The following is a 19,047-nucleotide window of genomic DNA, read 5'->3' as shown; positions in this document are numbered from 1 at the left end:
TTAAGCCTACGTTTTAATAAATTTTTGTACTACTCAGCGAGTGTGTCCAACAATTTTATTCACCTTGTTGTAATAGGTTGTATAAAGTAAAGAACGTCTTAATCCACCTCATTATTGAAGCGTTGTGTAGGAAGTGTTTACCAATTTGCAAGCCTTAACTTCAAACTTCTGCTTGTTCTACCAAGTTCACTGAATGTCTCATGCTTTGCACCAAAAGCAGAAAGTATACCAAGGTCCACCGTCGTGAAGTATTTTACCAGTCAAGCTTAATCCCTCAAAGTTTAATCCTAGTCTCAGACCACAAATACCGTGTTTAAATCCCTCACGACCCAATAAACTGAGTTATTGACTACCCTAATTCTCATCAAAAGCATAGGGTGAGGGTACTCGCCCAACTTCCTCCGACACAATACGTGAAATAATGCCTCGACCCTCCTCAACAGGCTGATAAAACTCTTGCAACTTCATCCCTAGTACGAGGGGAAATGTTTAATGAAAAACATAACTTAAGGGCGATGAGGCGTTCCAACTTGCTTCTCATATTATATTACCATCTCACCGCCCTACTAAAATTTTATACAAAAAACAAAAATAATTGGACACACTCTTCATGTTAATAGAAAACTTTTTATATTAGTTTATAATGCTTTTGTTGATAAAAAGATGATCTCTCACACCGATGTGGGCTATGCCCAAATTATAGAGATGTGAGCCCCGTGCTGTTGGGCTCCCATGACCCACCTAAAAGGTGGTTGAGGGCTAAGTCCCTACACTTAATAAAATGAGTGAAATGAAAGTGTAAGGACAAACGGGAGAAAGTTAGGTTAACTTTTATATTTACGCCCTTTTTTAGATAATATGTGATGTTTACCATCGCTTTAAGAGTTTTATGGAATGGAGGAGTTGCCAGAATTGCAGTGGAACAGGCTAGGAACGCTAAGGCTAAATTATTAGTATATAGAGAATCCTTCTACAATTACGATCTCAGTGGAATATACGTTGAATTCTTGAGAAGGAAAGGAGAGAAAGGATTTCTCACACCTCTCTTTAGGAGGATAACGGAAATTTACGCTAAAAATAGGGGTGATGAGGCAACTGTGGATTTAGATCTTATAGTTAAGGCGTCTAGAATTATTAAGGGTCCCGCACTGTTTCACGATCAATTTGCTGGGATTACTGGTTATTTACGTAAGGTATTTGATGGAGAAGATTACGCTATATACCTTCATGAAACTTCTTTAACTTTAAAGGGTATTAAATATTTAATACCTAAAGTAATGGAAAGAAAAGTACTGGAAGACGCTAAAATCGTTCTTACAAATTCACAATGGAACAAAAGAATCCTAGAGGATAAAGGTATAAAAGCTGAAGTGTTATATCCAGGTTGTTATCCAATAGATAAGATTGAAGAAGACAAGGAAAATTTCGTTCTAACGGTGTCAATGTGGGATGAGGGGAGGAAACCAGAAATTTACGGCGAGATAGCTAAAAGAATAAAGGGAAAGCTAATAATGGCGGGATCTTGGGCAAGAAGGGATACTATGGAGGAGTTTAAAAGAAAATACCCAGAAGTTATAGTAACTGGCAATATTAGTGAAGATAAACTGAGGGAACTTTATAAAAAAGCGTCCTTAACTATACGCTTTGGATTTAATGAAAGAGGACCAGGTATGGCTGTCTTAGAGTCTCTATGTAATGGTACGGCTGTAATAGCAAATGACGGATTAGGAGGAAAGGAATTCGTAATTGAAGGGGAAAACGGTTATGTGGTAAAAGATTGGAAGGAGGCTGTAGACAGAATAAACGAGGTTTTGGAGAATCACAAGCTTAGAAGAAGCCTTTCAATTAACGCTTTAGAAACAAGTAAGAAATACTCTTGGAGAAACCACGCAAATAAGTTAACGGAAATTATGGAAAAGTTAGTTTAACTCCACGGTTTTATTGAATTTAACGTGATAACTATTTTACAGAAAAATGAATGCCTCGCACTTTATGGTAGACCCAAAAATCGTATTACAAAAAATAACCTTGATATAATAATGTATTATTCATAAAGATAAGAAATTTGTAACAATATGAAAGATTTAATAAATTGGAGAAAGGTTTAAGGTGAGGGAGAAGGTGCATTACTACATGATGAAGCAAGATTATAATACAACCTCCTCCCAAAATAATCTTCAAATAGGATATTGATCCAGAGAATTTTTCCATCTAGTAGAAACGCTTAAGGAGGTGATTTTGAGTCTACCGTGAATGGCGAGGCTTTCATTTTTCTGTAAAGTACTTCTGTAGAAACTGAAAACAAACTCCCCCGGAACTACGCCATCATTATCTGAAGAGTTGATCGTATATCCGCCTAGATTTAACGATACTTCTTTAACACCATAAATTTTCTGTATTTCTAAAGCTAATTTTGCCCCATTTATGAAAGCATTTTCTCCTTCTTTAGTCTTGCTTGCGTGAGCTTGTTTCTCAATAAGCCTAATAACACCCCTTATTATTCCCAAATGCCCTATGTATATATTAGGGAAGCTAGGATCACCTATGATTACGTATTTAGCTCTTATTTTCCTCACTTCAGTTAAATATTTAGTACCTATACCTCCGCTCTCCTCATCTGGGACCAGTGAAATTTCCACTGGTCTTTTAGTTTCACTTAAGGCTAAATACATACTAACTACTCCTCCCTTCATGTCCGATACTCCTTTTCCATAAGCCTTATCACCTACCAATTTCAGTTTATAGGGATCTGTTAACTATCCGTTACCTGCGGGAACAACATCGTAATGAGCGTTGAAGTGAATTAAAGGCTCATCATTATTTTTAGCTAAAACTATTATCCTTTTATTTCCTTTATGTCTTGGAGAATAAATATAATTTCTATCTAAATATTCCTCTGGTATTTCAATTAACTCAACAGAAAAACTATACTTTCAAATAGATCCCTTAGATAGTAAGCTATTTTATCGTAATCTTTTCCAGGAGAGTTATATGTTTTAAAAGATACCAATTCCGATAATATCTTAATTACGTTTTCCATTTCTTTACCCTCTGTAGGTTAGATTCTCCTAACTTCTCCTTTAATTCTTTTAACTCGTTCTCGTCATAGACCTTACCTCCACCTTCAACGTATTTTAGCATTTCTAGGCAGAATCTAGAAGCGTGTTCTAACATTTCTATGTCTTGAACCCCCGTAACGTAACCAGGAATCATCTGCTTAGAAACAGTAGCTATGCCGATTATTGGTGAATCCGTATACAGCCAAGGGGAAATTAAAGTACTTATATGGTAAACATTGAAATCTAATGGAGTTAGATCGCCCGTAGTTAAAGAAACTAAATACACTTCATGTCCAGTTACTCTATTATAAATGTCTATTACCTCATCTTTTAATTTCAATATATAACCGTCCTTAATTACGTGTGTAAGAGCGAAGTCATCAAACTTAGCTAATCTATTTCCCTTAGTTGAATCTATAGAAAGGATTAGGCCAGCCTTAGGGTCTACTTCTTCCTTTAACGCCTCATCTAATCCTATAAGAGGTACCATAAAGTTAAATGGTTGATGGGGAATTAGCTTAGCGTTAAGTGAAATATTCGTTACGAAAGATACGTCTAAGTCTAAAGCTATTCCCTTCTCCTTAAGGTTTAAGAGCTCTAGAAGTACAGCTAATGTTACTATCGCACCATCGGCATCTGAAACCAATCCTTTGCTTGCGTTTTGCATCTGAATTGCTCCTAATCTACCTAAAATCTCAACCTTTTCCCTTCCCCCACTCCCGTAATATACCTTTACGAAAGTTACTTCTCCTATTTTCTTTTCTTCGTACTCCACACCCTTTAATTTACTTCTCAGTAGATTTAAAGGGTCCTTAGATTCGAGTATTTCTATAGCATCAATTAATGATTTAAGCATCATAGTCTCAACTTCCCTGGATTCAGAATATTATGTGGATCCATAATTCGCTTGTATTTCTTCATTAATTCAAGTCTATATTCCTCATCAACCCTATCGTTTACCTCTATTGAGTGTATTTCAAACGGTATCCCTTCCTTTAGCATTATCGAGTCTATTATTTCAAAATTTGATTTATCAGAAATAAATACAGTATAAATTATTATTTCACCTCTTAAAGTCATTACATCACCGTGTATTAAAACGTTAGAGTTTAGAGCTTCTTTAACTTGTTTAACAACCCTCAGAAAGCTATCCAAAGAAAGCAACCTAACCTCGTAAAAGTAATCCTTAAATTTAGTCAGCTTACTCATCGTAACGTAAATAGCAGCGAAAGCTAACTCATCTAAAAACCTCAAATTAACCTCCTCTCCGAAGCTTAAAGTACTCGCTACTATAACGTTCCACTTCCCTACTTTATCTAACCTATCCTTCCCAACTAAGGATAATGCCTCATAATCCTCTACTGTGATTCTCCTAATTTTACTCCTAAACTCTCCTAACTTCTTTAAAATCTTCACTACCTCTTCTAAATCATTTAACCTTATTAATTGATCTTTCCAGTCTTCATAGTCTATTATCGCCAATTCCGCCTCAGTTATAACTCCAGTAGTACCTGCTGCTTGAGCCACTGCTAAAGTGTCCTTTCCATTTAAAGTATACTTACCGGTGACTCCTAAAACTCTCACGGAATTAATACCGTTATTATCGAAATGATAACCGTACTGGAAGGATCCAATACCAACATCTCCTCCGGCTATGTATCCCCCTAATGTCGCGATGTAAAAACTACTAGGGTAAACCCTTAACTCCTTCCCCCTTCTCCTTAAGTAATCTAAAGTCCTTAAAATCTTCACGCTGGGAGTGACCTTAACCCATTTGTCATCAATCTCTATAACCTCCTTCATATCATTCATGTCTAATATAATTGAGGAGTAAATAGGAAGGACTTGCCCTATAGTAGAAGTCCCCGCACCTCTTGGCACTAATGGAATTCTATACTCATCACATAATTTCAATCAGTGGTGTTTCACCAATTTTACTCAAAATGATACAATTTCTATGGAAGAGAAAAATATCAGAGCGGAGTTAGAAAAATCGGCTTATTTCAACACAAGAAGCAAAAAATTTTCATATTTGTTGAAGAAACTAACAGAAAACGAGTTTATATATAAAGAGTAATACCATTTGTCTAGTATTATCAATAGAGGAAAGTAGGTGGAAGGACGAGATGAACAAGAAAAGGTTAAAGCGAGGGACTCCATAACTCCGTTATGCAAACCATACAAGTATCCAAAACGGAGCTGAAGTCCCTCGCTATAAATTTAGCAACAAACAATATTAACGTTATCTCTCAAGATCTAGACCCGGAAATAGTGAAAGCAGCACCATCCTTGCTAACCGGAAACAGAGGAAAATACTACTTGAAGGTAGTAAGACGAGGCGAGAAAGTAATTAGTAAAGGTCAGAGAACCTTCAAGTTCTACCCAATCTACAGAGAAGTAAAGGGAGAGATCAACGTAGTCGCTGTAGATGAGACCGGATTAACCGTGGGAGAAAAGGAACAAGAAAAAGCAGAGGGCTTTCTACTCTACAACTGGAAGAGAAAAGGAGTAAAGATGAGATCCTTGGACCTCGTATATCCCTTAAGGTTACCCCTCCTAGTGGAGGTAGCAGATTTGAGAAGCGACAGTCCATCACAGTTCCTACTCAGGAGCGTGAGGGAAGTAAGCCAATACATGGAAATAGATTACGTTGTAGCTGACGCCGGATTCTTGAACCTAGGGGTCATCAAGGAAATGCCCGTGAAGACCATTGTGAGAGGGAAGTCGAACTTGAAGGGATTCAAGGAACTATCTAACGTTCCATTAGTTGAGAAGAGATACGAGGTTAAGGACAAGGTTTACGTTGCGTATAGGGTCTTGGAATTTGAAGGGCTTTATTATTACGATGTGGTTTACGTTAAGGGAAAGCCGAGGCACTTTATGTTCGTGACGAACTTCGAGGGAGATCCCTATGAACTGGCTGAACTCTATAGGTTGAGGTGGCAGGTTGAGGAGGGTTTCAAGGTTAGGAAGGCAAGGATAAGGTATGTTAGGAAGTTGAGTAATAAGATCTTCTTGTTCCTCTATTACACGGTTCTGGATTCTGCGTGGAATCTAGTGAATCATCTTCTCTTTAACTTCAAGTCCACGTGTAAGAAGGTTTTGTCCTTCGATTCATTCGTCAAGCTTCTCTAACTTTCTCGGTGTTCAGAGGAGACTATGCACGTCGTTTTCACCACGTGAGAAAAATTCAGAATTCTCCTCTTATTATTAGAATTGTACGCTATATTTTTTGCAAATTACCTTAACATGTTATGTTTCATAATAATTTTATTGTTTTTCTCTATATCAATCTCTTTTTGAAAGGACTAATATTATATCTTTCAAATGAAATAATTTGGTGAAACACCACTGAATTTCAATATATTTAAAACATCCTCCTCGTCTTTCGCAAACAAAACGCCCAATGCCTTCTTGCCCATTTTCGAGAGAATGGGAGAGACCAAATAAGGGGCTTTCGACTTCTCCTCTATAATTCTTTCATCAGTTGTAAATCTGTCACCGAACTCTTTTTCAAACCTTTTAATCAGGTTAAGCTCCATAAGTTAGATAACGCATTTCCATATTAAAGTATAGCCTTTAACTAAGTAATAAAAAAGGAAGTGTAAATCAAGCATGAAAAAGGAAATTAAAATTTTATCACAGACTGAAATCTCCTAACTTCTTAATGGCCTCTGGATTCCTAGATTTTAATATATAGTATAGAATCACGTGTATTAAGAGTACAGCCCACGCCGCATAAACCGCTATATTTAGTGGGAAAGCTGGAGCGGGATAAGTACCGAAGTAAATTGTAAGAATATAAGCAATTGAGGAAACTATAGGTACTAAAACGTGTTTAACGATATTAATCATTCTCACCTTAACCTTATGCCTAATTAACGCTATTGCGGCAAATAGATGGCCCAATGACACGTAAAAAGAGCCGAAAGTTATCAGAAATATGCTAGCCTCTAAAGGTCCTAATATATATCCGCTTATCAAACTGAGGGCTCCCGTAATTATACCGGTTAACAGAATGGCGTTACCTGGTACCCCGTACTTATTTATCTTAGTGAAAATCTTAGGATATAGTACTCCATCTCTTGCCATTCCGTAAATCATTCTACTTCCACTCGTAGCAAAAGCTATGGTGGAAGAGTTGAACATGAACGCTACTAAAACTATTAGTATTAACACTGTAATGGTACTGAAATATTTACTGTATATTATCACCATGGGATCTGGAAGATTAGCGTAATTGAACATATTATTTACACCGTAGACTACGGTTTGAGCGTAAGCGTTCAATATTAGCCCTACTCCCAACAGTAAGAATTCCAATAATAAGGCTTTAGGTAGAGTTTTCTTAGGTACCTTCGCCTCTTCAGCAACTCCTACTGGTGTAGTAGCACCTCCAAAAGTAGTAATTCCGAATATCATTGAAGTTAATATTAACACCCAATTTCCGTTAACCGGCTGTGCTGTAAAGGGTGCTAAGGTGTTCTTATCTCCGGCTATAATGATAAGGGCTATGGAAGTAATTATTAGGTATACTATAGATATTAAGCCCACTATGAGATTTAACATACCTCCAGGTTTAACGCCAAGCCACATAATTAACGTAGTTTCTAATGTTACGATTACTGATATTACAGCCCATAACCAAGGCATACTAGAGGCTATGGAAGGGGATACGAGATAGAGGAAAGAAGTTACCCCTAATACTCCGAAACCTGCTGCTCCCGCAACTAAATATTGATATATATAACCGTACCCTACAGTGAAAGCTGCTAAGCTACTATTCAATCCCTTCTTAATCATAGCGAGATAACCGTAGGATGCTGCAATATCTTTACTCCACTCGTAAACCACTAGGAGCGTTGTGGCGTAGATCAAATATGAGAGAACTGTAACCAATGGCATTGAACCTCCAGCTAAACCTGCAATACCAACAAAATATAGTGTCGCTACAGCTATAGGTGCGTTAGCGGCTATTCCATAACTCGCGACTAGCCATGTTCCCAATACTTCTCTTTTTAGCTCTCTTTTTTCGTCCATGTTTAAATATATTAATAAACAAAACTATCTATTTTTCTTTACATTTCGTAACGATAAGATTTTACGATCTTTCATTATACACTGTTAAAGGAGAAGTTTTTAAAATATTTTAAACTCCCTTAAAGAAATTATTATATAGAGCTTATTTGTCTAAATCTATTGAGGTAATTATTTTATTAATGGAATTTCTTAGATGATAAAGGAAGTCTTGTTTAGAAATACCTAATATTTCAGCTATATCCTTTGCCTTAATATTTCTAGGATAGTTAAAGTATCCCATATTTAATGCTATCTTTAAGATCAATACCTCCTTCTCAGTTAACGCGTTTCCTAAAAATTTATCTAAACTCACCCCCTTAACTTCGATGTCCTCTATTCCAAACCTCTCCTTAAGAGAATTTATAACGCCCTTACTTGTAGCAACGAAGTCCCAAAACTCAACCCCCTTATTGATGACGTTAGAGTAATTCAATATCTTGTCTTCAAATTCTAATAGCATTCCAGCTATAGTATTATCCTTATCTTCCGAAAACTCAATTAAATATCCGCCGTTTAATTTTCTATATTTAATGACTTCATTTACGTTTTCTGACTCCTTTAAGTCCTTTATTATCTGATGACTTGGTGACGCTATTATAACTTTCACTCTTTTGCTCCCGTAAGGAGAGATCTTAATAGTCCTTATCTTGTACTGTTTTATTTTTTCAGTCCAACATCCTTTATGTAATATTCTAACCTTTACGCTATATAGCTTTTTCATTCCTATATCAACTAATAGTAGCCCCATTATAAATCTTTAAATTTTATAATTGGATTTGAAAGTACAGATCATAAATTAACTGTTAATAAAAATATGTTAGTAATATTATATCAAATTTTGTAATAATTAATTCTCAAAATCATATTTATAACCGTTCATGACGTATTATGTTATATATTTTATAATAAATATGCAATATAAATGAAGGAATATGCAATTAAATGCTGGAAATAAGAGAATGATAAATAATTTGGCATTTGATTTTCTAAGAAAGATATAACATATATTATTTATTAGAAAGGTAAAATTGAATTAGTATACGTTGGTTTATATATCCCTTAGGTAATACAGTCACATATGAAACTTAACGATAAAAATATTATTTTACTAATAGTATTACTATAAGTGGAGCAATGCTTGCTTACCTTACAGAAAAATGAAAGCCTCACCATTCACGATAGACACAAAATCATATTGTAAAAAATAACCCTGATATAATAATATAGCATTAATGAAGGGTAATGAAATTTGTAACAATATGAAAGATTTGGAGAAAAAGTTTAAGGTGAGGGAGAAGGTGCATTACGCGTGAGAGAGCAAAATGATAACACTCAGTATCCCTCACCAAAATAATCTTCAAATAGGATATTGATCCAGAGAATTTTTCCATCTAGTAGAAACGCTTAAGGAGGTGATTTTGGGTCTACTGTAAAGGGCATGAGGAAGTCAGTTAGCAGGGCCAGCAGCATCATCACGGGATTACTAGTAATGAGCATAGGGTTGAACAGCACCGAATACCTCTCTATTTATAAGCTAATATTATTTAATAAAAAGACTTGTATGAAGTTAAAAACTCATTTTGTGTTTTCTATTGGGTTGTTGACTTTGGCTAGTTCTTTTTTCGGTTTTTCTTTGATAATATCTGCTATTATAAGTGTCTTAGGAAATACCCTTATCGATAGGTTGGGGCATAAAGAGATAAGTACAAGGTATGGGAAAATTCCGGTTAGGACTCCTCTAACTCATACCCTGCCAAGAAGTGTTTTTTGGGGTTTAATTTCCTCAATGCCAGTAATAATAGTGTTAGGTTTAGCATACGGTATGTTAAACACAAAAATTTTGACAGCGTTAATTGATGGGATTTTAGTTGGACCATCACATATGCTATTAGACGTCTTCACTGAGAATGGGATTTACGTTAAGAGAAACGGAAAGTGGAAGAGGGTAGCATTAGCCCACTTCTCGTATGATAGCTCATTAATTAACGGATTGGCAATAGTACTAGGAATTATAATGATATTTGCAGCAATGGAACTACACCATTAAAGAATTTATAATAAACTTAATAAATGTCTTCACACATGATATATACTATATGAAATCGTTAAGCCCTAAAGAACTAGAAACTTATGTTGATGAGGATTTATTAAGGGTTATAAATCGGGAGCAAATTAATTTTATTTATTTCATTAACGCTAGAATAATTTCTAGTTATGAAAAGTTCTTTAGATTTTTTATTCCTGATAGTACTAAGTATTTAGTATTAGTGTCGTCTGATCTTCATTTAAAATTCATAAAAGAGAGCGTAATTAGAGCTAAGGAACCTTTAGAAGTGTCTTGTTACGTCTCTTCTAAATTACCCCCTATGAGTTTCTTAATAATAGTTGTAGAGAAGAAGGAAGTTAAATAACCTTTTAAAATATTATTCCTAATGAGATATTAAAAGGACAAAAATAAAAACAGAAAAGTTTTTAAACCTATTTTGCAAAACTAGAAAACGGGGAAAGGGGAATGATGAGCCACGCCAGAACTGAGCCAGGATGAACGGCTTGGGAGCTGACCCCTTTCCCCTAATTTACTCTTATCTTTAACCGTTATTAATTTTTTCTTCTCATTTCATTGCAAAACGTTTTTCAGCCACTCCGCATATTTCTTATAATTCTCTTTAGCTATGCCTAACAATGAGACGTAATGTTGTGTAAGTACGCGGGAAGGCTTTCTGCCCTGAATGAAATCGATAATATCTAGTTGAATGCCTAATTCAGCCATCTTAGTCGCCACGAATTTGCGAATATATTTAATTTTAACAACATCATACCTTTTTTCAAAATCGCTTACCGCCCACTGCGTTATATCTATTTTTTTCAGCTGTGTGATATGAAAAATATAAAAACTGCGCTTAAATCCACGTTCCCATGACAGAGGGTAATAACATATGTCCTCACAGACATCTCTGTCAGGGTTTCTTAATACGGTCAAAATTTCAGAAAGTCTCGCCCCAGATTCCAAAGCGAGACGATAAATAAAATAGATGTTTTCGCTATATTCGCGGGCGATCTCTAATGTTTGTCTTACCTCATCAATTGAAGGTATATAAAGGTCTACATTCGCTTTTTTTACTTTTATGATTTTTAATATCTTTTCAGCAAAATTCTCGCTTATTATCCCGCGCGACATAAGAAACTTTGCAAATAATCTGTAAGCTTTCTGCGTATTTCGTGTTTCACGATAAGGTCTATTTAAGGCGGAAACATATTCTCTGGCAGTTTTCTCACTAATTCCCCTCTCTTTTATCAAATATTCGTAAAAGGACTTAATATTGCCCTCCGTGGCGAATTGGCGTAAATTGGCAACTAACGCAATTTTAGATCGATAAATGCTCTTCTCTATGCCTTCGGAGCCGGTGGTCCCGGGTTCAAATCCCGGCGGGTCCGTACACTTAAAGTGTGAAATGGTTCACGTCCGTTGCTTCAAAGCTAATGAAGAATTTTAGTTTTATTTATAGTGATAAGACTTACAACATTGGTTTAACTGGGGAGTTAATTACGGGCTATAAGCTTTTGCAAACTCCAGCTATAGTCTAAAAAAGTAAAATATTTCAGCAATTAACCAACTAGAGATAATTATTTACTAATTCTTGAAATATAGTGATATTTAGATATTATTTCTGAGAATTAGTATTCATTCAATATATTCTAAAACATTTAATCTTATAGATGAAATTTAATTGAGTTTAAAAACAGTGCGGGGGACGGGATTTGAACCCGTGCAGGCCTTCGCCAGCAGGGCCTAAGCCTGCCCCCTTTGACCTAGCTCGGGCACCCCCGCGCATTATAAAATAAAAATTGAGATTTAAAAAAGCTAGTCCTTTACTGTCTCTAAAATGGAAACAACGTTCCAGATGGAAATTCTAGCATGAGTAGGCATATTAGGATCTTGACTTATATCTTCCAAAATTCCAATCGCGTTTGCAGCCCTTACTGCAGGACTTAAACCAAGGTCTTGAAGATTTCTTATTGCATCAGTTGCTGCTCTTCTAATGTTTCTGGGAACGCTCGTATCATTAACTATCTTCTGTAATAAAATTACTGCTTGTTTTATCTTAGCTTCATTGTCATAAGGCATTGACATGTCAAAACACCTCTATTACTTTTTAATATTAGGGAGTTTAAGAATTATTTATGACTAACGAAAGTGAGGTAGGTGTTAAGAAGGCTGCTGAACTTTTACGTCAAGGCGCTACAATGTTAGAAGAGGCTTGTCCTATATGCAAAATGCCGCTATTTAAATTGAAAAATGGTGATGTTGTATGTCCAGTTCACGGGAAAGTTTATATAGTGAAGAGTGATGATGAGGAGAAGATCGTAAAGAGAAATTTGCAGTTAGATGAAATAGAAAGTATATTGATTGATGGTCTATATTTAAGCGCAAAAAAGATGAAGGAGGATCCATTAGATTCTGAAAGGATAATTCAGATCATAAGGTATTTAGATGCATTAGAACGATTAAGGAAGATTAAAATAAATTCTTCTGAATAATTTTTATTGCTTGTTCTAATACTTCATTCTTATCCTTGCTTGCATCTACTACGTAGAAATTATATTCTTTTGCAAGTTTTAGGTATTTTTCCCTAACTTTTGCAAGGCTTTTAATCTTTTCTTCGAAGTTGAATTTATCATTTTTTATTCTACTGATAGCAACCTCAATTGGTAAGTCTAATAATATTACCATATCTGGTTTAGGGAAATAGGAATTCACCATTTTTATCCATTGCTCATCTACTCCTAGAGCCCCTTGATAGGCTATGCTGGAGAAATAATATCTATCAAGTATTATTAGATCAGCATCCTTTATTTTAGATAGCCAATTAACGTGTATTTCTCGGTCTGCTGCAAAGAGCAATACTAATAGGATTGGATCATTCCAGCCAATTTTTTCTATTAACTTTATTATATCTTCAGAAAATGGCTCTCTCGTAACAATCACGTTCAGTTTCATTTTAGATTCTAGATGCTCCTTTAATAGATTCGCAAGTGTTGTTTTGCCTGACCCATCTATTCCTTCAATTGCAATTAGCTTTTGCATTTTCTAAATCTAATTCTTCTTTCCTCAAATTTATCATTTAAGCTAATATACCCTAAAACTAACCCTGTAAACTTGTTTACTCTACTTAGTATTGTTATTTCGTTTTCTTTTAGGTCATCTAATAGGGCGGCTCCTATGACTTTCTTATTTTCTATTATGCCTAGTAATGCTCCTTTTAGTAAATTAAGTGGTATATAATAGTCTGTACATGGTTCTTCGTCTGATAATTGTATATACTCTCCCCATGCACAGTATAGAATGTTTGATATTTGTTTTCCTAATAAATTTTCAGATAGGGTTTTTATGTTTTTTGCTTCCTTAAAATATCTCTCATATTTTGCTATTCTATTTGCTTTTCTTTCAGATCTAGACTTATGCAGATTTACACTTTTTAAAAGAATTGCTTTGTTTCTATAATTTTCAGGTAATGAATCTTTTATTTTCTGATCAAATACTATTATATAATCAGGATCAATTGTGTATATTAATTCGAATTTGTGTAACATTGAATTTAGTCCAACAGTCCACCCATCAGTATCTATTACTGTTAGTCTTTCCTTTGGTGTTGTTTCATAGAGTCTCAATATTTTTTGAACATGTAGTCTAGGATTCGTTGAAGGTGTTATATCTCCAAAGAATTCTAGAGTATCATATCCAAGCTCCTCTAGATTAAGGGTTTTTCTCATCGGTTTTAATTCTGCTATGAAGGTTGGTAGAAATAAAGTGGATTGCCCAACATCTGCATCTATAATCTTCAAGTAAGAAGTGGCAAGATTGGTGAATAGATTGGTCAAGTAAGTCTTTCCGGAATCTACATTTCCTAGAAGCAATACTACTCCTACTGTGTTTATAATCTCTTCAACTATTTCATCCCATCTTAAATTTAAATTGTCTAACAGCTTTTTACAATCCGTCTCTAACCTTGTATTTTCATCATAAACAAGAGTATACGTCTTATCTGATGGTATTGTTAACAAATCGTTTTTCTGTATCTCTATTCCGAGTATTCTAGCCTCTCCCTCTAAAACTTTTATTGTACAAGGCCCTTGTATTATCTGTTCTTTTTTCATGAAGATGCCCTTAAGGCTATACTATACGCTGCTCTTATGTCTTTATCCTTTATCTGATTAAAGGGTGATTTCGCATTTGTGTACTTCTCGTCTATACTCTTTACATTTTCATAGATCATTGAGAGAACACTATATATTTCTTTTCCATATTTATTTCCAATACCTACTCCTATTATTTTTCTTTTTGCTGGGTATGTAATTAGGATTTCACTAATTGCGTTAATTAAAGGTTGAAGTCCATAAGATCTTCTATATTCTATCAATTCTCCATCTATGAGTGCAACAACAGTTAGATAGGGTGAATTGGTATCTATGCCTATTAGTAGTTCGTTGAATTCTTGTTTTCCCCTTGAGATAGCTATTATACGGCCCACATATCTAAGAATATCACTTCTTTCCTTTACTGAATCTATTACTATTTTCACTTCTCCATTCTCAGAAATCTGTATATTTCTTCTCTTTAGTTCATCTAATATGTTCTTATATACTTTAGGAGAATCAGTGATAATTGCTACATTTTTTATTTTCACATGTAAGATGTTTATTTAGTGAGTTATAAGCTTTGAATTTGTCAACATTTGTATTTGAAAGGGGAAATTTGGTGTCAATATACGGCGAGTCTGGGGTAGGAAAGACTAGTCTTTCGTTAGAATTGGCCTTGGAAATAAGGACTTCCGTTTTCATCTCGACTGAAGGTTCTCTTTTCGAGGCTAGGTTAGAAAAGATTAAGGTTGGTCAAGGAGTTTATTTCGCTTCTGTTAAAAGCAATATTGAACTATTTAATGGAATAATCAATTCTTTGGAATATAAGCCCAGTCTTATAGTAGTTGACACAATTAATACGTTTTATAGATATGAACGGAATGTACATAGTTTCTTAAAGCTATTAATTATTTTGAGGTCGATCGCCCAGTCTAACGTAAAAATTCTATTAGTTTGGGAAGTATCAGCCAATAATAAGGTGGCTGGGGAAAAATTTATGCGAAAGTTCTCCGATGATGTTTTGAGGATTACTAAATCTTATATTATAGGTAACCTTAGGAGATGTAAATTTAAGATAACTGAAAGGGGTGTAATTGGTTGTCTATAGCATACGATCTTTTATTATCAATTCTCATATATCTACCTGCATTTGTCGCTAATGGAAGTGGTCCATTCATTAAAAGGGGGACTCCAATAGATTTTGGTAAGAATTTCGTAGATGGGAGGAGACTATTTGGAGATGGGAAGACCTTTGAGGGCCTAATTGTTGCATTAACTTTCGGTACTACAGTAGGTGTTATTATATCTAAATTTTTTACAGCTGAGTGGACTCTTATATCGTTTTTAGAGTCCTTATTCGCAATGATAGGGGATATGATTGGTGCCTTTATAAAGAGGAGACTTGGTATACCTAGGGGTGGAAGAGTTTTAGGTTTAGATCAATTAGATTTTGTCTTAGGAGCTTCTCTAATACTTGTGTTGATGCGTGTAAATATTACGTGGTATCAGTTTTTGTTCATATGTGGATTAGCTTTCTTTTTGCATCAAGGGACAAACTACGTTGCTTATTTGCTAAAAATTAAAAATGTCCCATGGTGAAGTAATATCATGCCAAAAAAGTATAACAGACTTTACAACGAGGTTATAAATAGCTATGTAATTTTGATTCTAATATTTATTTTAATTATTGGTATATTGGGAGTCATTGCTTTTCCCTATTATATTTCACCGTTAAATAACGGACAAGCATTAAATAGTGCTGGTTACCTTGCGCTAGGAGTTATTATAATAATATTTTTGCTCCTGGGAGTTTACTTCATGGAGAGAAATGAGCATAGTTTAGGTGCAATGTCAATTCTAATTTCGCTTATAATTTTAGTTTTAGCCATATGGTCTATATACGGAATTAATGCAGTAAAATCTATATTTGGGATATGAGATGATTATCCATGGAAATGTTAAAGATAAAGCTCTCAAGTGGTAGAGAAGTGGAGATAAACGATGATACGATAGCGGTTCTTAACGAATACGTAAGAACACAGATGACATTAGAAGAACTATCAAAAAGGTTAGGGCTCTCTGGTTGGGAGGAAGCTTACGAATTAATAAAGCAAGTACCAGCATGGGTAATGTGGTCTCCTCTGCCAATATATAAGAAATTAGCCTAGACTTTTTTGTAACATTCTGGTTTTGCTTCATATATTATACCACTCTTTCTCATATCTGTAAGTAATTTTTCTATATTACTTTTTTCAATGCCTACTTGTTGAGCTTCTTTTAGTATGTCCTTAACTTTTGCGCACTCAGAACTTACAGCTAAACTATCTATTATTTCTATTATTTTCATCATTTTCTCTCTAGCGCTTTTAGGTTTACCAGTCATTATTGTATCTATATCTATTTTTCCACTTTCCATATCAACTCCTACACTCTCTAGGAAAAGTCTCATGATATTTATTGCTCTTTCTGCATCTTCTCTAGTGACTTCAGCCTTAAGAGCCATCTTGGCATAGGCTTCTGAAATTCTTATTAAAGCCTCTAATTGTCTTGGAGTTATCAATATTGGGCTATCAGGTGTTTCTGAGCTTTTCTTCCTCATTTCTACGAAGAAATCTGTAATCAGATTCTTAGCCTCACTAGTAATTTTTGGTGTAACGTATTTCCTTGCATATGCTATATATTTTCTTAATGTATCTATATCTATAATATTTTTTGTGGATTTTCCTGAATGTACATCTAATATGTAATTCGCAAGTTCTCTATCTTGTTCACCTGGTTGATCCTTTAGTATAAATATTAGGTCAAATCTTGACAAGATTGTTGGAGGTAGGTTGATATTATCAGACACTGGTCTTTCACTTATGTATCTCCCGAATTTCGGATTCCCTGCAGCTATAACTGCAGCCCTAGCGTTTAATTTAGCTACTATTCCAGCTTTTGCTATTGAGACTGTCTGTTGTTCCATTGCCTCATGAATGGCTACTCTATCTTCATCCCTCATCTTGTCTATTTCATCAATAACTGCTATTCCACCATCAGCAAGTACTAACGCACCAGCTTCTAAGTAATACTCTCCAGTTCCCTTTTCTCTTACTACAGCAGCTGTTAAACCTGCAGCTGTGGATCCTTTACCGGTCGTGTAAACTGCCCTTGGGGCTACTCTTGAGATAAACTGTAGCATTTGTGATTTGGCAGTACCGGGATCACCTATTATCAGTATGTGAATATCTCCTCTTATTCTCGTATCTTCTAGAACCTTAGGAACTCCTCCAAATAATGCTAATGCTAGAGCTTCTTTTAGTTCCCAGTGACCGTAAATAGATGGTGCTATCGATGATATGATTCTATCACGTATCCAAGGATCTTTAGCTAAGTCTTTAATCTTTTTCTCGTCTTCTTCAGAGATGATTACCTCATCTAATACTTTTTGTGAAACTTCTATACTACTTACTTTCATATAAATGTCAAATACTGCTCTACTTCCCCTTTTGACCGGGGAGTCTTGTTTTATATCTAAAATTCCCGTTACTTTTACCCTATCTCCAGGTCTCGCAGAATCAACTAAATCATCTTCAAGTATTATTTCCAACTGCCTAGGTAACTGACCTGAGGGTACCTCTTCTGGTCTCTCCTGGATTACCGCTTTTTGCCAGTCAATTAACTTTGTTTTCTCTGGGATTAGTCTGAACTGTCCAGGCTTACCACATTTTGGACATATAGTTGGCATTTCTAATACTTCTGGCATCTCTTCATCTTCTGGCCACTCAAACTCCTGCATACAGTCTGGGTGAATGTGCTTATAAGTTGCCTTGTAAATTCTCTCTTTTACCGGAGTAACTTTAACTAAGATTCCATCAATAGTTATTAGTTTACCTATATCGGTACTTCTTATTTTTCTAAGTTCTATTACTCTAGGTATTCCTACAATTCTAACATGAACTTTTTCTATATCTCGTTGATATGTAGGATCCAATTGCAAGATATGATCATACAATGCACCTTCCAGAATTGGTAGAATAATTTTGGTATTATTTATTATCTCATAAGCCAAATTTTCATTGAACGAAAGTACATCAGAAAATTCTATTATAAGACTTTTTTTCCTATACGCTACTAGCTCGTTTATCCTCTCGATATATTTGTTTTGATTATTGTTACCCTTGAAAGTTGTCAGAAACTCTATAAATACGTCTCTATAGTCAATCTGTTTACTAGGAATTTCCAATTATATCACCATATAATTCCTTAATAAGTTGTTTTATTGTCTTATAGATTAAAAGCTCTTCTTCTGTCATTCCATTAATTAAGTTCTGATCATCGATGTTAAGAAATGCGAGTTGGATTAGTTTTCTTAGTCTTATTTTAATGATTTCATTCAGTATGCCTATTGATTTTCTAAGTTTTTCTAAACTCTCAACATTGTTGTCTTTCCTTAAGGTTTCTAGATAAAGTTGTACTCTGCTTGTGAAATCCTTACCTAATGGAACTAAAGAAGCTGGCGTGTTCATATTTTGCCTTTCTTGGAAAAGAATTCTTCCTAAATCTTCAATTGAGATTTTATCTTCTATTTTAGCTACCTTTTTTCCTTCTAAGATAATAGCTAACCATTGTGGTAACTGATTTTCGCTTCCTTTTACTAACTCAATGTTACCCGTTGTTATTGAGCTTCCATTCCAATCCTCTATTATCATAACTCGGCGAGTGTAAACATTTGACAATCTTTTAATAGCTCTGAGTTTTACTTCGATCATAATATATTTTTTCTTAATAC

22 protein-coding genes, 2 tRNA genes and 1 pseudogene are annotated in these 19,047 nt (G+C 34.9%); 10 read left to right on the top strand and 15 right to left on the bottom strand.

The features are described from left to right. Positions 1-55 precede the first annotated feature (55 nt). Positions 56-541: pseudogene (locus SSOP1_RS16180) on the bottom strand (IS6 family transposase). 322 nt (positions 542-863) lie between these two features. Here SSOP1_RS16180 and SSOP1_RS04135 point away from each other — a divergent pair. Next, on the top strand, positions 864-1,928 hold the full coding sequence (locus SSOP1_RS04135; RefSeq protein ID WP_048054185.1) for a glycosyltransferase family 4 protein: 1,065 nt from the start codon (positions 864-866) through the stop codon (positions 1,926-1,928). A gap of 249 nt (positions 1,929-2,177) precedes the next feature. On the opposite strand, the gene SSOP1_RS17525 is transcribed toward SSOP1_RS04135, so the two are convergent. The 3 genes from SSOP1_RS17525 to SSOP1_RS04120 form a co-directional block, all read right to left on the bottom strand. Further along, positions 2,178-2,732, bottom strand: a complete 555-nt coding sequence (locus SSOP1_RS17525) for a M20/M25/M40 family metallo-hydrolase (RefSeq protein WP_010923083.1) — start codon at positions 2,730-2,732, stop codon at positions 2,178-2,180. A 295-nt stretch (positions 2,733-3,027) separates the two neighbouring features. Further along, positions 3,028-3,918: a DUF1177 domain-containing protein gene (locus tag SSOP1_RS04125; protein WP_010923082.1), complete on the bottom strand. Its 891-nt coding sequence runs from the start codon at positions 3,916-3,918 to the stop codon at positions 3,028-3,030. After that, the gene (locus SSOP1_RS04120) at positions 3,915-4,973 is read right to left on the bottom strand and encodes an FAD-binding oxidoreductase (RefSeq protein ID WP_010923081.1); all 1,059 of its coding nucleotides are present in this window, start codon (positions 4,971-4,973) and stop codon (positions 3,915-3,917) included. Before SSOP1_RS04120 ends, SSOP1_RS04125 begins: the two co-directional genes overlap by 4 nt. Before the next feature lie 255 nt (positions 4,974-5,228). Between SSOP1_RS04120 and SSOP1_RS04115 the strand changes: the two genes are divergently transcribed. After that, entirely contained in the window at positions 5,229-6,194 is a 966-nt protein-coding gene (locus SSOP1_RS04115) for an ISH3-like element ISC1439A family transposase (protein WP_010923788.1), read from the top strand. A 188-nt stretch (positions 6,195-6,382) separates the two neighbouring features. Here SSOP1_RS04115 and SSOP1_RS04110 read toward each other — a convergent pair whose 3' ends face one another. From SSOP1_RS04110 to SSOP1_RS04100, 3 genes are all read right to left on the bottom strand, one after another. Then, entirely contained in the window at positions 6,383-6,601 is a 219-nt protein-coding gene (locus tag SSOP1_RS04110) for a hypothetical protein (RefSeq protein WP_048054184.1), read from the bottom strand. 97 nt (positions 6,602-6,698) lie between these two features. After that, positions 6,699-8,099 carry an APC family permease gene (locus tag SSOP1_RS04105; RefSeq protein ID WP_010923079.1) on the bottom strand — a complete coding sequence of 467 codons (1,401 nt, stop codon included), beginning with the start codon at positions 8,097-8,099 and terminating at the stop codon, positions 6,699-6,701. Positions 8,100-8,241: 142 nt separating this feature from the next. Continuing rightward, positions 8,242-8,886: a helix-turn-helix domain-containing protein gene (locus SSOP1_RS04100; protein WP_010923078.1), complete on the bottom strand. Its 645-nt coding sequence runs from the start codon at positions 8,884-8,886 to the stop codon at positions 8,242-8,244. 813 nt (positions 8,887-9,699) lie between these two features. On the opposite strand from SSOP1_RS04100, the gene SSOP1_RS04095 reads away from it, so the two are divergent. Further along, on the top strand, positions 9,700-10,185 hold the full coding sequence (locus SSOP1_RS04095; RefSeq protein WP_048054183.1) for a DUF1286 domain-containing protein: 486 nt from the start codon (positions 9,700-9,702) through the stop codon (positions 10,183-10,185). A 49-nt stretch (positions 10,186-10,234) separates the two neighbouring features. After that, positions 10,235-10,549, top strand: coding sequence for a DUF4898 domain-containing protein (locus tag SSOP1_RS04090; RefSeq protein WP_048054182.1), 315 nt, complete (start codon positions 10,235-10,237; stop codon positions 10,547-10,549). 206 nt (positions 10,550-10,755) lie between these two features. On the opposite strand, the gene SSOP1_RS04085 is transcribed toward SSOP1_RS04090, so the two are convergent. Beyond that, positions 10,756-11,436: an integrase gene (locus tag SSOP1_RS04085; protein ID WP_010923075.1), complete on the bottom strand. Its 681-nt coding sequence runs from the start codon at positions 11,434-11,436 to the stop codon at positions 10,756-10,758. A 25-nt stretch (positions 11,437-11,461) separates the two neighbouring features. Here SSOP1_RS04085 and SSOP1_RS16820 point away from each other — a divergent pair. After that, positions 11,462-11,570 (top strand) — tRNA-Ser (locus SSOP1_RS16820). A 312-nt stretch (positions 11,571-11,882) separates the two neighbouring features. On the opposite strand, the gene SSOP1_RS04080 is transcribed toward SSOP1_RS16820, so the two are convergent. Both SSOP1_RS04080 and SSOP1_RS04075 read right to left on the bottom strand, forming a co-directional pair. Beyond that, positions 11,883-11,967 (bottom strand) — tRNA-Leu (locus tag SSOP1_RS04080). 33 nt (positions 11,968-12,000) lie between these two features. Further along, positions 12,001-12,270 (bottom strand): stationary phase-response protein, encoded by a 270-nt coding sequence (locus SSOP1_RS04075; RefSeq protein ID WP_010923074.1) that lies wholly within the window; start codon positions 12,268-12,270, stop codon positions 12,001-12,003. A 50-nt stretch (positions 12,271-12,320) separates the two neighbouring features. Here SSOP1_RS04075 and SSOP1_RS04070 point away from each other — a divergent pair, with 50 nt between their 5' ends. Beyond that, entirely contained in the window at positions 12,321-12,677 is a 357-nt protein-coding gene (locus SSOP1_RS04070) for an Sjogren's syndrome/scleroderma autoantigen 1 family protein (RefSeq protein WP_010923073.1), read from the top strand. Here the strand turns inward: SSOP1_RS04070 and tmk are convergent. From tmk to SSOP1_RS04055, 3 genes are read right to left on the bottom strand one after another with little or no spacing between them, the layout of a single operon-like run. Next, entirely contained in the window at positions 12,655-13,224 is a 570-nt protein-coding gene (gene tmk / locus SSOP1_RS04065; RefSeq protein WP_010923072.1) for a dTMP kinase, read from the bottom strand. The genes SSOP1_RS04070 and tmk overlap by 23 nt on opposite strands. Further along, entirely contained in the window at positions 13,212-14,294 is a 1,083-nt protein-coding gene (locus SSOP1_RS04060) for a Clp1/GlmU family protein (RefSeq protein WP_010923071.1), read from the bottom strand. The genes tmk and SSOP1_RS04060 overlap by 13 nt, the downstream gene beginning before the upstream one ends. Next, positions 14,291-14,824 carry a hypothetical protein gene (locus tag SSOP1_RS04055; protein ID WP_010923070.1) on the bottom strand — a complete coding sequence of 178 codons (534 nt, stop codon included), beginning with the start codon at positions 14,822-14,824 and terminating at the stop codon, positions 14,291-14,293. Before SSOP1_RS04055 ends, SSOP1_RS04060 begins: the two co-directional genes overlap by 4 nt. A 32-nt stretch (positions 14,825-14,856) precedes the next feature. Between SSOP1_RS04055 and SSOP1_RS04050 the strand changes: the two genes are divergently transcribed. From SSOP1_RS04050 to SSOP1_RS04035, 4 genes are read left to right on the top strand one after another with little or no spacing between them, the layout of a single operon-like run. Then, positions 14,857-15,384 (top strand): AAA family ATPase, encoded by a 528-nt coding sequence (locus SSOP1_RS04050; RefSeq protein ID WP_010923069.1) that lies wholly within the window; start codon positions 14,857-14,859, stop codon positions 15,382-15,384. Continuing rightward, the gene (locus SSOP1_RS04045; protein WP_010923068.1) at positions 15,375-15,875 is read left to right on the top strand and encodes a CDP-2,3-bis-(O-geranylgeranyl)-sn-glycerol synthase; all 501 of its coding nucleotides are present in this window, start codon (positions 15,375-15,377) and stop codon (positions 15,873-15,875) included. Before SSOP1_RS04050 ends, SSOP1_RS04045 begins: the two co-directional genes overlap by 10 nt. A gap of 9 nt (positions 15,876-15,884) precedes the next feature. After that, the gene (locus SSOP1_RS04040; RefSeq protein ID WP_010923067.1) at positions 15,885-16,214 is read left to right on the top strand and encodes a hypothetical protein; all 330 of its coding nucleotides are present in this window, start codon (positions 15,885-15,887) and stop codon (positions 16,212-16,214) included. 11 nt (positions 16,215-16,225) lie between these two features. Beyond that, positions 16,226-16,444: a hypothetical protein gene (locus tag SSOP1_RS04035; RefSeq protein ID WP_009991365.1), complete on the top strand. Its 219-nt coding sequence runs from the start codon at positions 16,226-16,228 to the stop codon at positions 16,442-16,444. Here SSOP1_RS04035 and mcm read toward each other — a convergent pair. Next, positions 16,441-18,501, bottom strand: a complete 2,061-nt coding sequence (mcm, locus tag SSOP1_RS04030; protein WP_009991364.1) for a minichromosome maintenance protein MCM — start codon at positions 18,499-18,501, stop codon at positions 16,441-16,443. The genes SSOP1_RS04035 and mcm overlap by 4 nt on opposite strands. Further along, positions 18,488-19,027 (bottom strand): DNA replication protein Gins23, encoded by a 540-nt coding sequence (gene gins23 / locus SSOP1_RS04025; protein ID WP_009991363.1) that lies wholly within the window; start codon positions 19,025-19,027, stop codon positions 18,488-18,490. Before gins23 ends, mcm begins: the two co-directional genes overlap by 14 nt. Positions 19,028-19,047 lie beyond the last annotated feature (20 nt).

It is taken from the genome of Saccharolobus solfataricus, assembly GCF_900079115.1.
In the GTDB taxonomy this organism is placed as follows: domain Archaea; phylum Thermoproteota; class Thermoprotei_A; order Sulfolobales; family Sulfolobaceae; genus Saccharolobus; species Saccharolobus solfataricus.
This window is presented reverse-complemented; position numbering and strand designations above follow the sequence as displayed.

Coding starts and splice junctions, on each gene's coding strand:
- SSOP1_RS04070 (WP_010923073.1), top strand. CDS start 12,321: ATGACTAACGAAAGTGAGGTAGGTGTTAAGAAGGCTGCTGAACTTTTA.
- SSOP1_RS04090 (WP_048054182.1), top strand. CDS start 10,235: ATGAAATCGTTAAGCCCTAAAGAACTAGAAACTTATGTTGATGAGGAT.
- SSOP1_RS04125 (WP_010923082.1), bottom strand. CDS start 3,918: ATGATGCTTAAATCATTAATTGATGCTATAGAAATACTCGAATCTAAG.
- SSOP1_RS04135 (WP_048054185.1), top strand. CDS start 864: ATGTTTACCATCGCTTTAAGAGTTTTATGGAATGGAGGAGTTGCCAGA.
- gins23 (WP_009991363.1), bottom strand. CDS start 19,027: ATGATCGAAGTAAAACTCAGAGCTATTAAAAGATTGTCAAATGTTTAC.
- SSOP1_RS04095 (WP_048054183.1), top strand. CDS start 9,700: ATGAAGTTAAAAACTCATTTTGTGTTTTCTATTGGGTTGTTGACTTTG.
- SSOP1_RS04105 (WP_010923079.1), bottom strand. CDS start 8,099: ATGGACGAAAAAAGAGAGCTAAAAAGAGAAGTATTGGGAACATGGCTA.
- SSOP1_RS04060 (WP_010923071.1), bottom strand. CDS start 14,294: ATGAAAAAAGAACAGATAATACAAGGGCCTTGTACAATAAAAGTTTTA.
- SSOP1_RS04035 (WP_009991365.1), top strand. CDS start 16,226: ATGGAAATGTTAAAGATAAAGCTCTCAAGTGGTAGAGAAGTGGAGATA.
- SSOP1_RS04100 (WP_010923078.1), bottom strand. CDS start 8,886: ATGGGGCTACTATTAGTTGATATAGGAATGAAAAAGCTATATAGCGTA.
- SSOP1_RS04040 (WP_010923067.1), top strand. CDS start 15,885: ATGCCAAAAAAGTATAACAGACTTTACAACGAGGTTATAAATAGCTAT.
- SSOP1_RS04115 (WP_010923788.1), top strand. CDS start 5,229: ATGCAAACCATACAAGTATCCAAAACGGAGCTGAAGTCCCTCGCTATA.
- SSOP1_RS04110 (WP_048054184.1), bottom strand. CDS start 6,601: ATGGAGCTTAACCTGATTAAAAGGTTTGAAAAAGAGTTCGGTGACAGA.
- SSOP1_RS04075 (WP_010923074.1), bottom strand. CDS start 12,270: ATGTCAATGCCTTATGACAATGAAGCTAAGATAAAACAAGCAGTAATT.
- tmk (WP_010923072.1), bottom strand. CDS start 13,224: ATGCAAAAGCTAATTGCAATTGAAGGAATAGATGGGTCAGGCAAAACA.